Annotated in this window: 16 protein-coding genes; 5 read left to right on the plus strand and 11 right to left on the minus strand. The window is 45.4% G+C overall.

Annotated elements, in window-relative coordinates; all coding sequences use genetic code 11:
• Nucleotides 1-411: 411 nt before the first annotated feature.
• The 4 genes from QUA03_RS19475 to QUA03_RS19490 form a co-directional block, all read right to left on the minus strand.
• Nucleotides 412-1,452: a protein kinase domain-containing protein gene (locus QUA03_RS19475; RefSeq protein ID WP_333214171.1), complete on the minus strand. Its 1,041-nt coding sequence runs from the start codon at nucleotides 1,450-1,452 to the stop codon at nucleotides 412-414.
• Nucleotides 1,365-1,757, minus strand: coding sequence for a hypothetical protein (locus QUA03_RS19480; RefSeq protein WP_333214116.1), 393 nt, complete (start codon nucleotides 1,755-1,757; stop codon nucleotides 1,365-1,367). Before QUA03_RS19480 ends, QUA03_RS19475 begins: the two co-directional genes overlap by 88 nt.
• 90 nt (nucleotides 1,758-1,847) lie before the next feature.
• Nucleotides 1,848-2,843 (minus strand): pentapeptide repeat-containing protein, encoded by a 996-nt coding sequence (locus tag QUA03_RS19485; RefSeq protein ID WP_333214117.1) that lies wholly within the window; start codon nucleotides 2,841-2,843, stop codon nucleotides 1,848-1,850.
• 183 nt (nucleotides 2,844-3,026) lie between these two features.
• Entirely contained in the window at nucleotides 3,027-4,718 is a 1,692-nt protein-coding gene (locus tag QUA03_RS19490) for a hypothetical protein (RefSeq protein ID WP_333214119.1), read from the minus strand.
• Between the two features lie 70 nt (nucleotides 4,719-4,788).
• Between QUA03_RS19490 and QUA03_RS19495 the strand changes: the two genes are divergently transcribed.
• Together QUA03_RS19495 and QUA03_RS19500 are read left to right on the plus strand one after the other, a co-directional pair.
• Entirely contained in the window at nucleotides 4,789-6,288 is a 1,500-nt protein-coding gene (locus tag QUA03_RS19495; protein WP_333214121.1) for an NAD(P)/FAD-dependent oxidoreductase, read from the plus strand.
• On the plus strand, nucleotides 6,240-6,605 hold the full coding sequence (locus QUA03_RS19500; protein WP_333214123.1) for a hypothetical protein: 366 nt from the start codon (nucleotides 6,240-6,242) through the stop codon (nucleotides 6,603-6,605). The genes QUA03_RS19495 and QUA03_RS19500 overlap by 49 nt, the downstream gene beginning before the upstream one ends.
• On the opposite strand, the gene QUA03_RS19505 is transcribed toward QUA03_RS19500, so the two are convergent.
• Nucleotides 6,577-6,720, minus strand: coding sequence for a hypothetical protein (locus QUA03_RS19505; protein WP_333214124.1), 144 nt, complete (start codon nucleotides 6,718-6,720; stop codon nucleotides 6,577-6,579). The genes QUA03_RS19500 and QUA03_RS19505 overlap by 29 nt on opposite strands.
• A 24-nt stretch (nucleotides 6,721-6,744) precedes the next feature.
• Entirely contained in the window at nucleotides 6,745-7,755 is a 1,011-nt protein-coding gene (locus QUA03_RS19510; protein WP_333214125.1) for a leucine-rich repeat domain-containing protein, read from the minus strand.
• A gap of 178 nt (nucleotides 7,756-7,933) precedes the next feature.
• On the opposite strand from QUA03_RS19510, the gene QUA03_RS19515 reads away from it, so the two are divergent.
• On the plus strand, nucleotides 7,934-8,392 hold the full coding sequence (locus tag QUA03_RS19515; protein ID WP_333214127.1) for an ABA4-like family protein: 459 nt from the start codon (nucleotides 7,934-7,936) through the stop codon (nucleotides 8,390-8,392).
• A gap of 173 nt (nucleotides 8,393-8,565) precedes the next feature.
• Here QUA03_RS19515 and QUA03_RS19520 read toward each other — a convergent pair whose 3' ends face one another.
• Nucleotides 8,566-11,505, minus strand: coding sequence for a GAF domain-containing protein (locus QUA03_RS19520; protein ID WP_333214129.1), 2,940 nt, complete (start codon nucleotides 11,503-11,505; stop codon nucleotides 8,566-8,568).
• 212 nt (nucleotides 11,506-11,717) lie between these two features.
• Here QUA03_RS19520 and QUA03_RS19525 point away from each other — a divergent pair, with 212 nt between their 5' ends.
• Nucleotides 11,718-12,881, plus strand: coding sequence for a quinone-dependent dihydroorotate dehydrogenase (locus tag QUA03_RS19525; RefSeq protein ID WP_333214131.1), 1,164 nt, complete (start codon nucleotides 11,718-11,720; stop codon nucleotides 12,879-12,881).
• A 379-nt stretch (nucleotides 12,882-13,260) separates the two neighbouring features.
• Here the strand turns inward: QUA03_RS19525 and QUA03_RS19530 are convergent, their stop codons facing one another.
• Nucleotides 13,261-13,485: a hypothetical protein gene (locus QUA03_RS19530; RefSeq protein WP_333214133.1), complete on the minus strand. Its 225-nt coding sequence runs from the start codon at nucleotides 13,483-13,485 to the stop codon at nucleotides 13,261-13,263.
• Between the two features lie 279 nt (nucleotides 13,486-13,764).
• Between QUA03_RS19530 and QUA03_RS19535 the strand changes: the two genes are divergently transcribed.
• Entirely contained in the window at nucleotides 13,765-14,403 is a 639-nt protein-coding gene (locus QUA03_RS19535) for a transaldolase family protein (RefSeq protein ID WP_333214134.1), read from the plus strand.
• Nucleotides 14,404-14,689: 286 nt separating this feature from the next.
• On the opposite strand, the gene QUA03_RS19540 is transcribed toward QUA03_RS19535, so the two are convergent.
• The 3 genes from QUA03_RS19540 to QUA03_RS19550 all read right to left on the minus strand — a co-directional run bounded on the left by QUA03_RS19540 (nucleotide 14,690) and on the right by QUA03_RS19550 (nucleotide 19,331).
• Nucleotides 14,690-16,765, minus strand: coding sequence for a serine/threonine-protein kinase (locus QUA03_RS19540; protein ID WP_333214136.1), 2,076 nt, complete (start codon nucleotides 16,763-16,765; stop codon nucleotides 14,690-14,692).
• Nucleotides 16,766-17,874: 1,109 nt separating this feature from the next.
• Nucleotides 17,875-18,996 (minus strand): calcium/proton exchanger, encoded by a 1,122-nt coding sequence (cax, locus tag QUA03_RS19545; RefSeq protein WP_333214138.1) that lies wholly within the window; start codon nucleotides 18,994-18,996, stop codon nucleotides 17,875-17,877.
• A gap of 131 nt (nucleotides 18,997-19,127) precedes the next feature.
• Nucleotides 19,128-19,331, minus strand: a complete 204-nt coding sequence (locus QUA03_RS19550; RefSeq protein ID WP_333214140.1) for a hypothetical protein — start codon at nucleotides 19,329-19,331, stop codon at nucleotides 19,128-19,130.
• Nucleotides 19,332-19,471: the final 140 nt, after the last annotated feature.

The following is a 19,471-nucleotide window of genomic DNA, read 5'->3' on the forward strand; positions in this document are numbered from 1 at the left end:
AGTTGACATTGGTACTCCCGCTACAGCGCCTAAACATAGGGGAAAATCCCCTGGTTGGGAAAAAGGAAAGGTACGTACTAAGGCACCGTGCTATCCCACTGTTAAAAAACGCGTTTCTCGACGCAAAAAGTCTTCAAGATTAGCTGTTTAATCTTCTCCCTCTTGAGTTTTTGAGCAACAGCTTGCCTTCTGCTAAAAGGCTGCTACTTTTAGCTGCACTGATTTTTTAGTCTAAACTACAGTTTTTTAAATCAAGCAGTCTGTGGTTTACAAGCTGTTGCTACTGTACTTAATGAACCTGAAATCTGCTGTATTTTAGACGCCCTATAAGTGAGTGCGTCACCCATTTTTAGTTGGGGGATATCTATTATACAAAAAAAATTAATCACCAAGGCTTCGCCCTACAAAAATTTATCTTAAATTTAACCAATCTTGAATTTCTTGCGCTAACCAAGCTGCCTCAACCTCTTTCAAATGGTTCCCTAAGACATAAAAGTAAGTTCCTGTATAGTTGCCTGAACGGATTCTGATTTGATTACCCCCAAAAAAAGAAGTATTGTATATAAAAGCACCCAAAATCTCAGAAAATTCCCCTCTTTGTCCTAAATAACTCCAACCAAATATCTGATGTTCTAGTTTAAAGGAGTTCCGGTTAAATGTAATTTTATTACCATTGCCCACAATCTTAAGTAAGATACTTGTACTTGCTATAATCGTAAACAATCCTAATCCAGTATAAAAATTTGGTTCCCCAAATACTAAGGTAATTGGCCTCCATAACAGTATAATTAATATTCCTATTAAAAAAGCACAGAAAAAAGGCTTTCTGACTAAAGTAGACGGAATTTTAATGTTTAACTCCGTCGCTGATTTGCTAAATTGAATGCGACTGTGAGGTGGTTTAGCAATTTTCCAAACAGTCGGAATTTGAAGATTAGCCCCTTGTATGTTGCCCGATTTCAAAGCTGCTAAAGCGTCTCTAGCCTTGCTGAAACGCTTTTCTAAGGCGATTTCCGTCATCTTCTCAATCCAGCTTACCAAACTGGGATTCACACTCACGCGATCGCTAAACTGAATCCGAGAATCTTTCTGTGGTAAATCCGCAGGAGTCATCCCCGTTAACAAATGAATTAAAGTAGCTCCCAAAGCATACAAATCCGAAGCCACCACCGCCCGCCCCCAAAACTGTTCTAAGGGTGCATAGCCACTCGTTCCTACCACTGTAAACGTTACGCCTGTCACCGCCGCTTGAGCTTGTACCGCACCAAAATCTACTAGATAAACGTGCTGATCTTCCCCCAAAATTAAATTACTAGGCTTAATATCTCGGTGCAAAACTGGGGGGCTTAATTCATGCAAATAAATTAAAATTTCCAGCACTTCACTGGCAATTTTTCGTACTTTTTTTCTGGAAATTTCTTGCCTTTTTCTAACAATTCTTGAAGTGAAAATCCCGGAATATAATCTTGCACTAACCCAAACCAAGGCAATCCTGATCCGGCTTCCCGCTCCAGGGAAAAATAATCTCGATAGCAAGGAATGCGGGGATGATTTAGGGCCTGCAAAACTTGTGCTTCTCTTTCAAAAAGCTTGAGCTCTTCCCACTGCATTTCCGGGCTAAAAGCTAACATTTTCAGTGTCACCTGTTCTTGAGACTCTAAATCTACTGTTAGCCAAGTTTGATGACCGGCCGCTGTGCGTCCTAAACGCTGTTGCAGTTGATAACGTTCTTGTAAAATTGTTCCTGGATTTAACACAGCCTTGTCCTATTTTTTTACTTACAGGAAATCTTCTTCACTATTAAATTAACTATTTGGCCGAGAGCGTTAAATTGCTAGTCGAAGTAATTACCCGTGCATTTCTCCATTCGGCATAATTGTACCGCGCCACTGAGCACCTGATAAATTAGCAGTGCTCAAATCTGCCCTAATCAAAGTTGTGCGGTGCAAAATTGCCTCCCGCAAATCTGTTCTAGCCAGATAAGCATCAGTCAGATTAGCTTCACTCAAATTTGCCTGATTAAAATTAGCTCGACTCAAATCAGCCCGCACCAAATTAGCTCGACTCAAGTCAGCCATGATTAAATTAGCATTGCTCAACTTAACATCAGTCATAAATGCACCCCGCAAGTTAGCGCCAGCCAATTCAGCATCAATTAACACAGCTCTTTCCAACTTAGCATTTGCCATTACAGCCCAGGAAAAATTTGTTTCTACCAAAGTTGCTTCAGTCAAAAATACGCCATCTAAAATCGCTTCGCTCAAATTTGCCTGAGTCAGATTTGCTTCCCCCAGAGATGCTTCTGTCAAATTCGCGTGACTGAGATTAGCTTTAGTCAAATCTGCACCTTGCAAATTGACGCCCCGCAAATCTGCACCTTGCAAATTTGTACCCCGCAAATTTGCACCCTCAAAAATCCGCGGCTCCTTCCGCAAATTTGCACCCCGCAAGCACGCACCGCGCAAATCAGCACCTTGCAAATTCACACCTCGCATATCTGCATCGCTCAAATTTGCATCGATAAAAACTGCCAAAGAGATATTGGCTCTGCGAAAGTCTGCACCTTGCAAAGTCGCTCCGTGGAAGTCTGCATCGGATAAATTGGCTCCGCTCAAGTTTGCTTGATTTAAGTTAGCACCGCACAACTTTGCATTAGTTAAATTTGCGCGCTGAAGGTTAATTCTGCTCAGGTACGACATCGCTAAGTTTGCACCCCAGAGGTCAGCACTGCTTAAATTAACGCCAATTAAATCGGCACCGCTCAGGTATACTCCTCTGAGATTCATACCTTGAAAATCTAGTTCTCCTGATGTATATCGCCTTAAAATTTCGCTGGCATTCATATTTGTTTTTGTTGTGAATTAGGTAGAATCTGCTATTTCTAGACTGCTTAAGTTTCTGTTCGCGCAGGCGGACTTAATTTTTGTAGCGCCAGACTTAAGTCTGAGAAAATTGATGAAATTTCTTGAATTTCAGTTGACGCAGGCCGAGTTAGTTTGTGTAGCCTCAGACTTGAGTCGGGGCCTTTAATGAGTTTGATGGACAAATTCTTGAGTCCAAAAAACTGTTTTGCTGCCTAACTGTCGCCCGTGAATTTTCACATGAGTAAGATATTGTGATTTTAAAGTACAGAGTTTTTTGTGAATGTATGTAGCTGTAGCCTGTTGGTTTGGTACTTCAGCAGACTCCAGAATTACATGGAGCCAACCATCTTTAAATCCCGCTGTAGCAGCAATTCCTTTAGGCTGTAGTAATTGATTAATCAATTGGGCGATCGCCTTTGGTTTGCCTTGCTTTGCCATTTCCAGAAGCTGATACTGATTTGCTTTATGGCTAGAGTTTTCCGGCGGTATTTCGGAAATATTGTCTGCCATGTTTTCTGGTATTTCAGAAGGATATTTTCCGCTTTCTTTTGACTCCAGTTCAATCAAAATTTCCAGCAATTTATCGGTAAACTTCTGAACTTTGGCTACATACTCTCTGAGATTTTTATATTTCCAGTACAAACGCTCCTCAGCACTTACCGTAGAAATTTTTCCGTTCAAAGCAGCTTCTAACTGGGTAAATATATTTTCTATTTGCGCCGTTGCGGAGTTAGCACTTTGACTGACTAATCCTGTCATTTCTTCTTCCAATTCCAATTTTCGTTTAATGGAATCGCTAATATTTATAATAACAGGAGCCGCAGGTTCTAAAATTTCGATAATAGTCGGCATTTCTGCAACTGGGAATGTTTCTACGATTTCCTGTCTGAACTCGGTAGCATAATTATTGCTGGTTTCGGGTTCTTTAAACGGTAGATTTTCTGCCGTGTCAGGCACTAAGTAACTCTTTTGAGGGTCATAATGGTAATGAGGTGGAGCAGCTTGAAGGATGTGAGTGATCTCGCCTGGATCAAAATAATCGCTGCGTTTGTCCACCAGCTCGATCTCTTCATAAACACTGTTGTTTAAATGTGTCTGATCGTAATCTTCACTACCCGAAGATTCGGCTTCATAGGATTCTTCCTGTTGCATTTTTGCGTAACAAGGATTCATCGCTTTGATGATTACGCTCGCAGCTTGGTCGTTTTCATCTCTGTTGTCCAGATTGCTAGCAGTTCTGTACAACTGAGATTCCAGTTCAGCTAGGCTACCACAGACATTAAACAGTTGTCGCAGCAGAGTGTCAAGTTCTTGAGTTTTCAGCAGTAGCCAGTCGCGATCGCTAAAAGTAAACTGGTGATAAAGAGTAGAAAAAATTAGGATTTTCGCCCTCAGCGGATTTGTTTGTTGCAAAATTTTTTGTCTGACATCAAATAAACTGCCGGGGTTTCTGCCCCTTTCTTCGCTGCTGGGTACTTCCGAACTAAAGTGCTCTTCAAATGCGGGAGCTTCCTGACCGCCAAAACTAGATATGTTTATTTCTAATTTAGTGAAGTCTTCAAATTCATACAGCCTGCTAAGTTGACAGACTATAAGATCTGTTACTAAAGCATATTCGGTTTTTTTATTAACCTTAGAGACTATACTATTTAAAACAGCTTCAATATCTTCTAACCTGCTGTATTTGGCGCACAGTTCTTCGATTAATATCCTTACATCTGCGCTGGCGAGTTGGGCAGGGTCGTTTTCCCAGAAGTCTCTACAAGCAAAAAATATTATTTTTTTAATGCGCGAAAGATTCACGTCTTGTTCTAATTCGCGAACAACTTCATCTAAAATAGATAAAGCTTTCATAGTTTTCCTCCCATAAAAATACCCTGTCAACACTCAGCAAGAAATAATACAATTATACCACATTTGATAAATGCAAGACTTTGATGCGATCGTAATTGGCAGCGGTATTGGGGGCTTAGTCGCTGGCTCGATGCTAGCTCGCTACGGCAAGCGGGTACTCGTCTGCGAGAGCCACATCATAGCGGGCGGGGCGGCTCACAGCTTTTCCCGCCGGGGATTTCACTTTGATTCGGGGCCTTCTTTTTATTGCGGTTTGACTGACCCCCGGTCGTTTAATCCTTTGCGGCAAGTTTTTGATGTTTTGGAGGAATCGATCGCAGCAATTTCCTACGATCCGCTGGGGCATTACCATTTTCCAGAGGGAAGTTTACCGATTTATGCTAATGCGAGAAGTTACTTAGATGCTGTAGCTAAGTTCGCACCGCAAGGTGCTGTAGAATTACAGCAATTTCAACAAAATTTATTACTTTTGTATGAAGCTTTGCGTGGAATTCCGGCTTTAGCGCTGAGATCCGACTGGCAGTTAATACCTGTTTTGCTGTCTCGGTACTCGCCTGCTTTGCTGAAGCTGTTGCCGCTAGTAGGTGCGATCGCTGGTTCAGCAGGTTCCTTGATGGATCGGGACGTGCGTGACCCTTGGGTGCGGCGTTTGATAGATTTGGAGTGCTTTTTGCTGTCGGGTTTGAAAGCGCACGGAACTGTCGCCCCGGAAATAGCTTTTATGATTGGCGAACGATCGCGCTGTGCGATCGAATATCCTGTTGGAGGCAGCGGTGCGATCGTCGATGCTTTAGTCAGAGGTTTGCAGCGCTGGGGAGGAAAATTGCGCTTGGGAGCTCCCGTCGAGCAAATATTAGTTGAAGCGGGCAAAACCACCGGTGTTCGCTTGAAAAATGGCGAAGTTATCCGCGCCCCAATTGTTATTTCAAATGCCACAATCTGGGATACTTATACAAAATTACTGCGGCCTGAAGATTTGCCGGAAAGCTACCGAAAAAACGCTTTATCGATGCCCGCCGTAGACAGTTTCATGCACCTGCATTTAGGAATTAAAGCCGAAGGACTCGAAGGTTTGACCGGTCACCACGTCGTCGTTCACGACAGCAAAATTGACATTACAGTGCCCGGAAATACTTGCATGATTTCGATTCCTACAGTGTGGGATGCAACTCTCGCGCCGCCCGGACATCACGCCATTCACGCTTATACATTGGAACCTTACGAAGGTTGGGAATATGGCGAATTGTATCAGCAGAAAAAGCAAGAGCGATCGCAATCTCTGTTTCAAGCTTTAGAAAAAATTATACCGGATTTGCGATCGCGGATAGTCTTAGAGTCGATCGGCACACCGCTAACCCACGCCCGATTTTTGCGCCGATATCAAGGAACTTACGGGCCTGCAATTGCCGCCGGAAAAGGCACATTTCCCGGCCCGCAAACACCAGTCAAAGGCTTGTATCGCGTGGGAGACAGCACCATGCCCGGAATTGGCGTGCCCGCCGTCGCAGCATCGGGTATTTTGTGCGCGAATACTTTGGTAAATTCCAATGTTACAGCACAATTTTTGTAAGCAAAGGAAGTTCGGCAACGGATTATGTAACGGATGTAACGGATGTAACGGATGTAACGGATGTCAGGAAGAAGGAAGAAGGGAGAAGGAAAAAGGAAGAAGGGAGAAGGAAGAAGGAAGAAGGGAAATTAAGTGGTTCCCTGCCTCTGGCGGGGAACCGAGATCCAGAGGCTCTGCCTCGCTGGCAAAAAAACAGGAGGCAAAGCAATAGTGAAATGCGTTCCCAGCCAGAGCCAGGGCACGAGGAAAAGACTACTTTTTACAAAATCTGCCTGCTGCCAAAACTGATTATCCACCAGCGGCAAAAGCGCCCATAATTGCGATCGATAAAGCCAAACCTGGCAACAGTAGCAATCCTAACATTAAAGCATCGTGTCCGCTCATCACTTTCTCCTGATATTGACCTTTGACATTATACTCTATAAACCGCAATCTTGCCTCGACCTTAATAATTAATTAAAACCTACATATAGATTCAGGATTGACAGGACAAATTTTATTAACAATGGGATTCCCGCGCAAGTCCAGCGTAGTTAACTTTTGCAAAGATTGCAGGGAACTGATATCAGAGATTTGATTGTTGTACAAGTCTAGTAAAAATAAATTATTTAAAACTTGTAGCGCGCTGCTATCCGAAATCGGATTGTTGAACAAATAAAGTTCAGTCAAATTAGTTAACGATTTCAACGGACTGATATCTGATATTTGATTGTTACCCAGGTTTAGTTCAATTAAATTAGTGAGCGATTTCAAAGGACTAATATCGGATATTTGATTTTGGAATAAAACCAATTTATTTAAGTTTGTTAGAGATTCCAGCGGAGTAAGGTCAGATATTTCATTTCCGAAGAGAAACAGCGTCTTGAGATTTTTCAAGGAAGCCAGCGGGGTGATATCCGATATTTTATTATTGTAAAGGTAGAGTGTCTGGAGTTCAGTTAAATTTGCCAGAGGAGCGAGATCGGAGATTTGATTTTTGTAGAGAATCAGCGCATTTAAGTTAGTTAAATTTTTCACCGGAGTGATGTCGGAAATTTTGTTGTCAAACAAGACAAGTGCGGTAATATTAGTTAGACCTGCTAGGGGACTGATATCTGAGATTTGATTGGTATCGAGAACGAGTTGAGTCAGATTTATTAGATATGAAAGCGGGCTGATATCTGATATTTGATTGACATCTATAACCAGAGTTTTCAGGTTAGTTAAAGCTTGCAGGGGAGCGATGTCAGATATTTGATTACTACCGAGGATGAGATTAGTAAGTTGAGTGAAAGATGAGAGGGGGCTGATATCAGTAAGTTGAAGGTTTTTGAGGTTAAGTTCTGTTGTATTAGAAAGCAGTTCGTTGGCTCGATCGCAATCTGAAGTATCTGATATTTGCAACAGTATTTCTACCGTATCTTTGGCGCCGGGAGAGATATTTTCTTTGTGCTTGCACCACTCGGCAAAGTTATTATAATTTGTCATGGGCTGTGCTGCCTTAATCGATTTTAGATGCGAGATTTGAAATTTTAGATAAGTATAGCAATTCTATTTCATTTGTGAATGAGATTTTTTTCGGATTTTGAGAAGTTTCCGCAAAAATTGTGTAAAGTAATCTTAACATCCTTAATTGCATTGCATTCGCAGGAGCCAAGAGCCAACTATGACACCAGAACTAATTTTTAATTTCGGTAATCTGTTCGTTGTGCCTTTCTGGGCAATTATGATTTTATTACCCAACTGGGGAATTACCCGAAAAGTGATGAATTCCTTCATTCCGTTTGCAGTGCTAGCCGTTTTGTACATATATTTGTTTGGTAGCAGTCTAACTGCGGAAAATGCGGCAGCTTTGTCGAATCCCAAGTTAGCAGATATTGCTAAGTTTCTGGGGGAAGAAACGGCGGCTGCTACGGGATGGATACATTTTTTAGTGATGGACTTGTTTGTTGGGCGCTGGATTTATTGGGAAGGACAGCGGACAGGAGTTTGGACGGTTCATTCTTTGGCTTTGTGCTTTTTTGCGGGCCCGATGGGATTGCTTTCTCATATTGTAACTGCTTGGATTACTCAAAGGTTTTTCCCAAGTTCTGATGCGGCGGAAACTGCTACTTCATCGGTTTAGGGAAAAGGTTTTTAATACCTTGGATGTTATAGCAATCCTTGCAGGAGTCGGAAATTTTTGACCCCACCGCAACCCTCCCCTTATCAAGGGGAGGGAGTAAGAAATTCACAAATGATTTACGATGGTTATAGTATGTGAATTACAGGTAGGGGTGAACTCGCGGCTACAGAATTTTAAGAATTGGCTAGGGGCAGCACTAAACGAGCCACAATTAAATTGTTTTCTAAGATTTCTAAAGAAAAGTTTCCCCCCATTAAGCGTACTGCTCGCTGACAAATTAAAAGATTTTGCACGATCGACCTATGGGAATTAGAAACCGCTAATATATCGGGTTCGGAATCCCCGTTGAAAGCTGCAATGAAGTGTCGATCGCACGCGCCGCTATCGATCACAGATAATTCTAACAAATCTTCCCCCAACAACTCAGAGCGAATCTCAATTTTGGCGCCAACAGCAGAGCGCCTGCAAGCCGTCGCCAGCAATTCGCACAGGATCAAATCCAGCTTGATGCTGTCCCCGCGAACGCTCAAAGTCTGACCCGCAGGCATCGACACAGCAGTTTCTCTGTGCACTTCCAGCAAGACTTGAGACTGTTTGACCATGGGGGCCGTTCGATCGAGCGATCGCCTCAGCCAAGCGCTCACAGGCACCGCATCTTGTCCGAATTGCAGCCGCCACTGTTCCTGTTTCAGCAGCAAATGAGTTGACCCCACAGCATTGCCAATGTGTCGCAAAACCTGTTGGTAGCGCAAAGTTTTCAGAGCATCCTTTTGTTCCTTCGCCGACTGCAAAATCGACTGACTCAACTCCCCCAACTCCTTCACCCCCGCTCCCACAGTGCGGTAAAAGTCCTCAAAACGGCGCTGTTTGTACCAGTTGAGCAACTCCAGATCCAATCGCTGCGACTCCTGGATCGATTGCACCGCCAAATACCTGCGCCACCAAGCCAACTGAGACGCCATCGAGCTGAGTAAACTCACCGACAACTCCGACCACTGGCGGCCCGGAGCGTCTGCTGCCACCACAATGCCCGCCGGAGCGTGTTCTGGGGCCGTCCGCAGTGCCACCGTCAGAATCTCGCCAATTCCCGGACTGCGGAGCCACCGCTTCGTCGCCAGTTGCAGTTGGCTCGTGCTCTGTTGCAGCACCCCGCTAGCAGCCAGCGTTTGTTGGATCAAGGCATCTGTTTTGACAGGAATCACCGCCTCGGGATTGAGCGCAAATACGGGGTTGGCAGCTAGCGCCGTCGCAATTGAACCTTCCTCCTCACCGGGATTCCAAGTAATTACGGCTACTAAAGGACAGGAAAGTGTTTGGGAAACGTGTTGAGCAAAGTTACGATCGAGCTTTTGTAGCGGCAACTCTGGGAACATCGTCGGTGAAGCAGCAGATATCTCTTGCTCAGATTGCTCATCAGGAGAATGGTGCAAAACCGCCAAACCCGATTTGAGCGATCGCTCAAATTGCTGATATTTGTCAATTGCCGAACTCTGCTGCCACGAATGCAGGATCAATCCGAGTTGTTGGCTTACTAGCCGAACTAATTCTTGTTCAGATCGCCTCCAAGTGCGAGTGGCACTGTGCCCGACAACCAGCAAACCCTCGATCGATTTTCGATTAGCGATTTTAGATTTTAGATTCGGGTTTTCTCCCTCTTTCTTTTTCCCCCTCGTGCTCGATGCCAAAAGCGATCGCACCCCCGCCTCCCCCAACACATCCCGCCAAGCGCCCAACCGCCCATCTTCCTCCCAATTTTCAATAGCCAGAGGTTCGCTTTCTTGCAACAGCCACACGTCAGCCACATCGAGGGCATTGAGTGGCGACGGCACTGGCCTGCGATTGCGGGGCTGATTTTGGCAGACAATTTCAAAGCGATTTTGTTCTTCGCCGTACAGCAGCAGCAAAAAGTATTCGCATTTGAGCCGATCGCACAACTGTTCGGCGGTATTTTTCAAAGTCGCCTCCCAGTCAGCATCGCTGTAGATGGCGTGAGCTATTCCGGCAGTTAAATCTCGATCGATCTCAATTTGCTGAATTTTCTCCTCCATCTCCGACACAGGAGCCGTCAGAGCCACTAACTGCGCCACTCCCCGCAGATAATGCTTTTCATTGTCTTGCCAAATCCGGGGCTCGCTGGCTTCGACTGCCAAAAATCCCAACAATTCCCCTTCTGAAACAATCGGCGCAGCCAACAGAGAGCGAGCGCGGATTTGCTGCATCAACCGCCCCGTCAGCTCAGTTTTCAGAGAACTTTGAGATTCACCGATCCAAACCATTTCTTCCCTGCCCAAAGCCTGATAAAATTCGCCCAAGTCTTGAACGGTGATGCCCGAAGCCGCTCGGCCGGGCCCGCCCAAACCCGGAGCAACTTCGCGGTTGCTGACTCGGCGCCAAAAATAGCGCCGCTCTCGCTCGAACCAATAAACATTGGTGCGTGTCGGCTCAGTAAATTCATGAGTTTGTTCGACAACCGCTTGCAAGTATTGGTCGAGAGATCGCAATTCCCCCAACTGCGAAATCAGCGCTAAAAGAGACTCATCTGGGTGTTTAACTTGTTGTCGCTGCCAGTCTTTTTCTATTTGGTAAAGAGCAGTTGCCAGCGCTCCAAAAACGATCGCCAACTGCGTTTTTTCCCCCGACTTGGGCGACGCTCCCCATACCTCAGTGCCGAGCAAAATCACGCCGTAGCAGCGGTCTTTGTAGCGGAGCGGAAACAGAGTCGTGCCTTGAATATTGAAAGTTTGAGCTGCTTTGCGCCATTCTCCGGCTCTACTTTCCGATCGCAAATCCGGGACTCCCACAGGCCGAAGCTGAATCACCACTTGTTCGAGCAAATCCCCTGGACTGAGAGCAAACCGCTGTTTGAGAAAAGACTGGTCGCCGTTAGGAGTTATGCCGCCTTTCCCGAACAATCTGTGGGCCTGTCGATCATACAACCCGATCCAAATCAACCCCCAGTCAAATTCCGCTTGCAAGTAACCGAGTGTGGTCGAAAGTAACACTTCAACATTCTCCTCTTCTCGGAGAGTCTGGAGAACGCGCTCTAGGGTCGCGATTTGTTCGTCTAAATCCTTTGGTCTTTGCTGCTGCCCCATTTCCAAGCTTCCCCGCACCTTGTCTAATTTAAAATTACTAACTTAAATGTTCAAAAAAATAAAATGCCAAAGAGTCAACTTATAATATAATCGTCTCACTTATGCTTCAATCTCAAACATTGGATAAAGTCGATCGAAGTTGAAGTAACAACCTCACCTTCACTGTCTGCTCGTGAATATTTTTATTTTCCTTCTCATTTCTAATTTGTAAATTGCCCCAGTACAAATCATTGGATATTTATCAATCAAGTGTACGCCCGTTGTTGTTTTCCATATTGAAAACCGATGCCGAGTGGCTGCACAACCGCACTCTTCAAGTTCTCGAACTCGCAGCCAGAACCCAGTCAAACCCCGCAACCAGCCAAATGCTCTGGCGATTGCAGAAATCTTTGGGAGTCCAAGATTCTCGCCTCGAACAATCTTTGTGGGGACTGAGCTTTAACAATCCTGTCGGCTTGGCCGCCGGATTTGATAAAAACGGCGTAGCTGCTGACATTTGGGCAAATTTTGGCTTTGGCTTTGCCGAACTTGGCACTGTCACTTGTCAACCACAGCCGGGAAACCCCCAACCTCGCTTGTTTCGCTTGACGGAGGACAGTGCAGCCCTCAACCGCATGGGATTTAACAATCAAGGAGCCGCGGCAATGGCAGCCCGGTTTCAGGCAGGACAGAAACAGTCAAAATTTGATGCCCAGCGCCCCATGCCTCAGTCCTCATTCCCCTTGGGCATCAATCTCGGTAAATCTAAGGTAACACCGTTAGAGCAAGCAGCAGCCGACTATTTGGAGAGTTTTAAGCTGCTGAAAGATTGGGGCGACTATTTTGTAGTGAACGTTTCCTCTCCGAATACGCCGGGGTTGCGATCGCTCCAAGATGCTGCTGGGCTTAGCACAATTTTGGAAATTTTGCAACAAGAAAATCAGGGAACCAAGCCAATTTTAGTCAAGATTGCGCCGGATTTGGAGTCCGAGGCGATCGTATCAATTCTCGACTTAGCAAAAACCTACCAACTAGCAGGAATTATCGCCACAAATACCACGATTCGCCGCGACGGATTGAAAACACAAATATTGCGAGAAACAGGCAAACCAATCGCCGAAGAAGCCGGGGGAATTAGCGGGCTTCCAGTGCGGGAGCGATCGACAGAAGTAATCCGATTTATTTGGCAATATACAAAAGGCGAATTGCCGATAATTGGAGTTGGCGGCATTTTCACCGCCGAAGATGCTTGGGAAAAAATAGCCGCCGGTGCGAGTTTAATTCAAGTTTACACCGGTTGGGTTTACGAAGGGCCTTGGATGGTGCGTCGGATTCTCCAAGGTTTGCTGCAAAAGTTGGACAAAAAAGGATTTAATTCGATTTCTGAGGCAGTAGGTTCGGAAAATATTAAGTAGCAGATCAGGACACAACAATATTGTGTCTTTGGGGCGGATTTATAGCAACCGCCAAAACGGTTGATATAAATAAAAGTTTGATATGGGGAATTGGGCGAAGCCCAGGGATGAGGCATTGAGTCCCATCCGATTGGGAAATGGGCAAGCCTGTACTATAAAAAGCACAGGCGAGAGATTAGGAATTGGATATTAAAACTTAAAGATTCATGGCACTCTGGCAGAATACCAGTCTTGATTACCAATAACCAATAATATCAATTCCGGTTACACTTTCTATGATGGAGAGTGGTTCGTGGGGAGTGGGGGAATGTGGAATTGTGCAACCTTGACTTGATCATTCCCATCCAACCGGAAACGATATAACCAATATCCCAAAAATTTACTTAGGTTTAGAAAGTCCTGCCAGCGACCAAGTTAGACTCACCATCATTAACCGTGCTAGAGCCTTCAAACCATCTTCACCGTGATTTTCAAATGCTTTAGACTCGGTTTGAGAATTATCATTTTCTGGTAAGTCTTGAGTGGCTGCGGTTTTTTTCAACTCCGCTTTGTCACAAGATTCCTCAAGACTGACTTGTGACTGATGATTTTCTTTTTCTCTCATTTTATGAGTCACCTCCTTGAGTTATTGCATACATAACCCATACTACAAATATAAATTGTTTGTTTCCGGCATTTGGCGATCGAAGTTTTCTTACATGGCGATCGTAATCAGCCAATGAGGTGATACCCATCACTTAATTGTTATTTTTACTTACTAGCGATGTTTTTGCAAATCTGCTACAGTTAATACCTAACAATCAATTTGACGCTCAGTGACATCAAATTGAAACTAAACATCGGACAACTCAGAATAAACTAAGAAAATAAAGGTGTAGAGCTGATGGGAATATATCTCGATACTGCAATTGTAGCCGAAGCAAAAGAGGCGAGCAAGTTCGGCTGGCTTTCGGGAATTACTACTAATCCAACCCTCCTGGGAAAAAGCGATTTAGCTCCCGATGTGACGCTCACACAACTGGCGAAACTTATTCCGGGGGAAGTGTATTATCAGCTAACTGCATCTGATTTTGATGGCATGGTAGCAGAAGGAAAAGCGGCTTTTGAATTAATTGGACAGCAAACAGTGTTGAAAGTTCCAGCAACGGCGGCTGGTTTTCAAGCAGTAGCGCATTTGTCACCAGAAATTCCTTGCGCGGTGACAGCTATTTACAACGCATCACAAGCAGTTGTCTCAGCAGAAGCGGGGGCCAAATATGCGATCGCCTACGTGAATCGCGCCACCAGATTGTTAGGAGACGGTTTTGCCTTAGTGCGGGATATGGCCAATGTGTTGCAGAGAAGTAATACTGAGATTTTGGCAGCTAGCATTAAGTCGCCGGAAGAAGCGGTAAAAACTTTGTTAGCTGGCGCCCATCATTTGACATTGCCTTTTGACATTTTGCAAGCAATGACAGTTCATGAATTATCGCAGCAAACTGTGGATGAATTTGCGAAAAACGGGCGCGGAATTTGTGGATAATACCCAATTTATGTGAAACTGGAAAATTACGAATTGGTAATGGGTAATTGGTCTGGGTTTTGAATAATATTAAATCCGGTACCATCAGAATTATTCATCCCTCTGTTCTATTCCTCTGCGCCGAGAGGGTCAAGAGCGGTTTAATCATTCTAATGCAACCGAAATTGATATGACTACTGATGCCAGCAAAAAAAAACAATGCAACTGTAGACCCGTACTCCAAACCTATACAAAAGCAGTCATTACCAATTCTTAGATCTAAAATCTAAAATCTAAAATAGTATGACTATGGCATTCGCCAAATCTTAATAGTGCGATCGGGACTGCCGCTCACAAAAGTCTTGCTATCTTTGGAGGAAATAGCAACAGAACTCACAAACTGACTGTGACCAGAAAGAGTGCTTCTTTCTTTTCCCGTCTTCAAATCCCAAACTATAATATCTCCGCCCCCGCTGATCAAAGTGCGGCTGTCCGGGCTAAAGGCGATCGTCCTCACCCAGCTCGAATGCCCTTTAAAAGTTCGGGTGCGCTTCCCGTCTTGTACGTTCGACAAACGGATCGTATTGTCGTTGCTAGCACTAGCCACAATTTGCCCGTTCGGGCTAAAAGCCACAGCATTAACCGGGCCCCCGTGACCTGTGATAATTCTTCTGACTTCTCCGGTATCGAGATTCCACAAACGCACAGTCTTGTCCTGGCTGCCGCTAGCGAGAGTTTTACCGTCCCTGCTCAAGGCGATCGCGTTTACTCCTCCGGCGTGGCCGCTCAAAGTCCGCAACCTGCTGCCGGTTTTGACATTCCACAAACGAACAGTTTTGTCATCGCTGCCGCTAGCGAGAGTTTGACCGTCCCTGCTAAAAGCGATGGCGTTGACGGCGGCTTTGTGAGCAGCAATCGTCCGCATCCGTCGCCCCGTCTTCAAATCCCAGAGAATCACATTATTATCGCCGCCCCCGCTGGCCAAAATCGAGCCGTCCGGGCTCACCGCCAACGTCTTGACCGATTTTTTAGAATGCACCGAATAGAGAGGCGGCACCAGGAGGCGTCCCGTCCTCAGATTCCAAATTCTAATCGTCCCAAAGCTTGCGCTCACCAAAGTTTGACCGTCAGGCGACAGGGCGATCGCATTTACACTCCCTTTATTATCCAAACTTCTTTGCAAAAACTGACTGCTAGGTAAACTAGAAAGCAGCCACACCGGGTTTGCCGGGAACACCCCATAACGCAGCGAACCGTAAATTTGAGACGCGCCAATACCCAGCATCAAAACAGCCGTGCCGGCCAGCAGCTTCTTTTTCCAATCAAAAACTTCTTTATCGGTCTTGTTCAATCCCGAATTCAGAGGTCTGAGGCGGTTCATTGAACTCTGCTTCTTCGCCCCAGACGGCCCGGAAGTTCCGCGAATTTTAGTTTGCCCCGTCGTCGGCAACTGAGTCGGCACCTGAGTTTCTGCGTCGTCGAGATTAATTTCCTCCAAGCACTGCAAAACCATCTGGGGACTTTGAGGTCGATTGCCCGGAAAAGGCGCCATCAGGTAATCGATCACATTAGCCACGGCGTCGGAAACTTGAGGAGCTCCTTTGCGCCACATTAATCTGCCCGTGCGCGGGTTCTCTGGAAACGCAGTCGGCGGCTTCCCAGTCAGCAAATAAACAAAAGTGCGCCCCAGAGCAAAAAAATCCGACTGCGGAACAGCCTTGCCATTAGTTTGTTCCGGCGGCGTGTAGCCAGGAGAAACAATACCAGTCACATTTTGCCCCTGGCCAACCTTAGCGAAATAAGTCCCCGACACTTCCCGAGCAGTTCCGAAGTCTATCAGCACTAACTGCCCGTTGGGCTTGCACATAATATTGTGCGGCTTGATATCTCGATGAAAATAGTTGAGTCGGTGAACTTGGTCTAAAATTTCCGACAGTTGTTTGAGCCAATTCAGAGCTTGTTCTTGACTGATGGGGCGACCCCGATGTTTCAGCCAGTCTTGCAAATTGGCCCCAGCAATTTTCTCCATCACCAGACAGTGAAAAGACTCTGTGCTGTGAGCTGGCGTAAATGTAAAATAACCGTCGCGATCGACTTTAGGAATACCTGGATGTCTCAGCCTGACCAATACGTCGGCTTCTTGCTTAAAAAGTTCTACAGCTTTGGGATGGTCTTTGAGCAGGACTTTAAGCACTCTTCGGGCGCCGTTGTCGTCCACTTCAAATGTTCGGCCAAAGCCACCGCCTCCGAGAGGCGCGACTAGCCGATATCGACCTTGCAACAACAGTTCAGACCCGCAGTGGATACACACGGATTTGCCAGAGTTGGCTGGATCGGAGGGATTCGGGCATTTGGGATTGAGGCAATAACTCACAGAAGCCACATAACCCTGATTGAGGTTGCTCTATCAAGTTTTACTTTGACACTGCTATACAAAACTTGGTTAAACTTATCTAAGCTTTACCATTCAACTAGAAGTATTTTCTAGAGGGTCTGATTCCTGCTTCTGCCAAGAGAGTCGGCTCTTACTTGTCCACAGGCGTAAATTCGGGTGGAGCAGCACCCTATTTTTGAAGTCTATACAACTATTTATTATTGTGGAAGCTTTTAGCCATTGTTTAACCATTATTTTCAACCAATTTAACGAATCGTGGTATCCCGTTCGACCTTTTTATAGGCTGGTCAGTTTTAAATCGACCGTCGTTTACTGCTACACCAAACTTGGCCAAACTTATTTAAGCCTCACCATTCAATCAGAATTACTCCTGAAGGGTCTGTTTCCTGCTTCACCCAAGGGAGTCGGCTCTTTCTTGTCCACAGGCGTTAATTCGGGCGGAGCAACGCCCTAATTGAATTAATTTTAGTTGAAGCTTGTAGCCATTATTCATCAACTATTTTCCACCAATTTAACGAAACGCGGGCTCCCGTTCTACCTTGTGACAGGCTGGTCATTTTTGACTTGCACGCTCGGTTTACTCTCCCAGATAATTAAGCCTTTTTTTCGGAATTGATTTAATCATATCGCCCAGAATGTTAATCAGTCAAGTTAAGTATGACTAACTTTGGTGAACTTTTTGGCTAGGCAAGTCCAACTCAGTTTTCAACTTATGACGATCGTAGCACACCTAGTAAAAGACTCATCAGCACCCTTGATTTAAATCTTGCACCGTCTCTGAAGTCAAGGGAGGTTTTAGTCTCGCTTGACTTCAGCATTCCGTGTTTTTTATAACCGGGAGCACTGCGATCTAACGATCGGGTTGAGGTCAAAGCTTTTGTTGTTTGTCATAGCCGATCGAGGTCACAAATCCCTGATCAGAGCACATAATGTACAAACAGACCAGAACTAATAACGAGAGAACAGCCACATTTCAATTGTACGATCGCAGCCACCACTCTCGAAGAAAGAAGTGAGAGTGGGAGAGTGGGCGAGTGAGGGAGTGAAAAAATCGGCCTTCTTCCCTCTTCCCTCTTCCTTCAGCAGAAGAAAGCCTTTTAAACAAGTCCCTCAATTACCGGATGGAAGTAGAACGCCAGCGCCAAAACCGTATAAGCTGCCAACAGCAAAGTACCTTCTAGCCAGTTAGAGTTGCCGTCAGAACTGATAGAATTGGCGATCAGCACCGACACCGCAACCGCTACAAGTTCAAACGGGTTGAAATTCAAGTCCATCGGTTTGCCCAAGACAAAACCTGCCAAAACCAACACGGGCGCAACAAACAAAGCAATTTGCAAACTGGAACCCACGGCCACAGAAACCGACAAATCCATTTTATTTTTCATCGCTACCGTCACCGCCGTCGTATGTTCGGCAGCATTGCCAATAATCGGCACTAAAATCACCCCGGTAAACAGTGATGTCAGCCCCAAACGCGCTGTCGCTTCTTCGAGAGTACCCACCAACAGTTCCGACTCGACAGCTACCATCAGGGTACAGGCCAATAGCACCCCAATCCACAGTGGCAGATTGACTTTGTGGTCAGGACTGTCTGGTGCTAAGTTACTTTCGGCTAATTCTTCAAGCATTCCTATTTCTGCCACCCCTGCATCGTACAGATAACTGTGGGTTTTCATCGAAAACAGCAGCGTCAGCACGTAGACGATAATCAGGACTACAGCAACAGCGCTAGAGAGGTTCTGCATAGTTTCGGGAGGGATGCCAATAGAGGTGGCATTAACTGCCGTCGGCACCAAAATGGCAATCACCGCTAAGTTCATCGCTGAAGCGTTCAACCGGGCGACTGTCGGCTGAAATTCTTGTTCTTTGTAGCGCAAGCCGCCCAGCAGCATCGCAAATCCCATCACCAGCAGCAGGTTGCTCATAATTGAACCGGTGATGCTGGCCTTGACAACATCTATTAGTCCGGCGTTGAGGGCGACGATGCCGATAATCAGTTCCGTGGCATTTCCGAAGGTAGCGTTCAGCAAACCCCCCAAGTTGGCGCCGAGGACGACGGCGATTTCTTCGGTGGCTGTCCCCATCCAGGCGGCTAGGGGGATGATGGCTAAAGCCGAGGTGACGAAGATTGTGGAGGATTCCCAGCCGAGAAAGTGTCCGGCGATGGAAACCGGGATAAATAACAGCAGGCTGGAAATTATTGTATTTGTGTTTAGCATTTAGATTCTCAAAAGCTGTCAACTGACAATGATAGCCTGCGGGCAAATAAAAAAAAGCTTGGGTTCTGGAATTAAGCGTTCCGTCAATCGATTTTAGATTTTAGATACTTCGACTTCGCTTAGCACAAGTTTTAGATTGATGAAAGCGACCCGCACCGATAAATTCGGAGGCTGATACTCTGAGACGATCGCCCTCTTTGGCCCGCTAGCTGTTGGTCGCCGATCGATCGAGCTTTTGTACAGCGCGATCGCGAATCCCACGCAGTTGAAGCATAACTTCCAAAATCGCTATTTTTATCCGATATTTTACAGTATATTACAGTTGGTTGCCACATCTAAAATGCCATACCATAATCAAAGAAAAACTGTATTTATCAGTTGTTTTTTATTCAATTTTTTATAAAATTTTTAGTATTCAGATACAAATAAACACGCAACTACCGATAACCAACCGCTAGATTAATTAAGGAGTTTG

Source organism: Microcoleus sp. S36b_A4 (assembly GCF_036700645.1).
Taxonomy (GTDB): Bacteria; Cyanobacteriota; Cyanobacteriia; order Cyanobacteriales; family Microcoleaceae; genus Microcoleus.

Coding starts and splice junctions, on each gene's coding strand:
- QUA03_RS19550 (WP_333214140.1), bottom strand. CDS start 19,331: ATGTGGCAACCAACTGTAATATACTGTAAAATATCGGATAAAAATAGC.
- QUA03_RS19485 (WP_333214117.1), bottom strand. CDS start 2,843: ATGAATGCCAGCGAAATTTTAAGGCGATATACATCAGGAGAACTAGAT.
- QUA03_RS19515 (WP_333214127.1), top strand. CDS start 7,934: ATGACACCAGAACTAATTTTTAATTTCGGTAATCTGTTCGTTGTGCCT.
- QUA03_RS19510 (WP_333214125.1), bottom strand. CDS start 7,755: ATGACAAATTATAATAACTTTGCCGAGTGGTGCAAGCACAAAGAAAAT.
- QUA03_RS19535 (WP_333214134.1), top strand. CDS start 13,765: ATGGGAATATATCTCGATACTGCAATTGTAGCCGAAGCAAAAGAGGCG.
- QUA03_RS19490 (WP_333214119.1), bottom strand. CDS start 4,718: ATGAAAGCTTTATCTATTTTAGATGAAGTTGTTCGCGAATTAGAACAA.
- QUA03_RS19495 (WP_333214121.1), top strand. CDS start 4,789: ATGCAAGACTTTGATGCGATCGTAATTGGCAGCGGTATTGGGGGCTTA.
- cax (WP_333214138.1), bottom strand. CDS start 18,996: ATGCTAAACACAAATACAATAATTTCCAGCCTGCTGTTATTTATCCCG.
- QUA03_RS19530 (WP_333214133.1), bottom strand. CDS start 13,485: ATGAGAGAAAAAGAAAATCATCAGTCACAAGTCAGTCTTGAGGAATCT.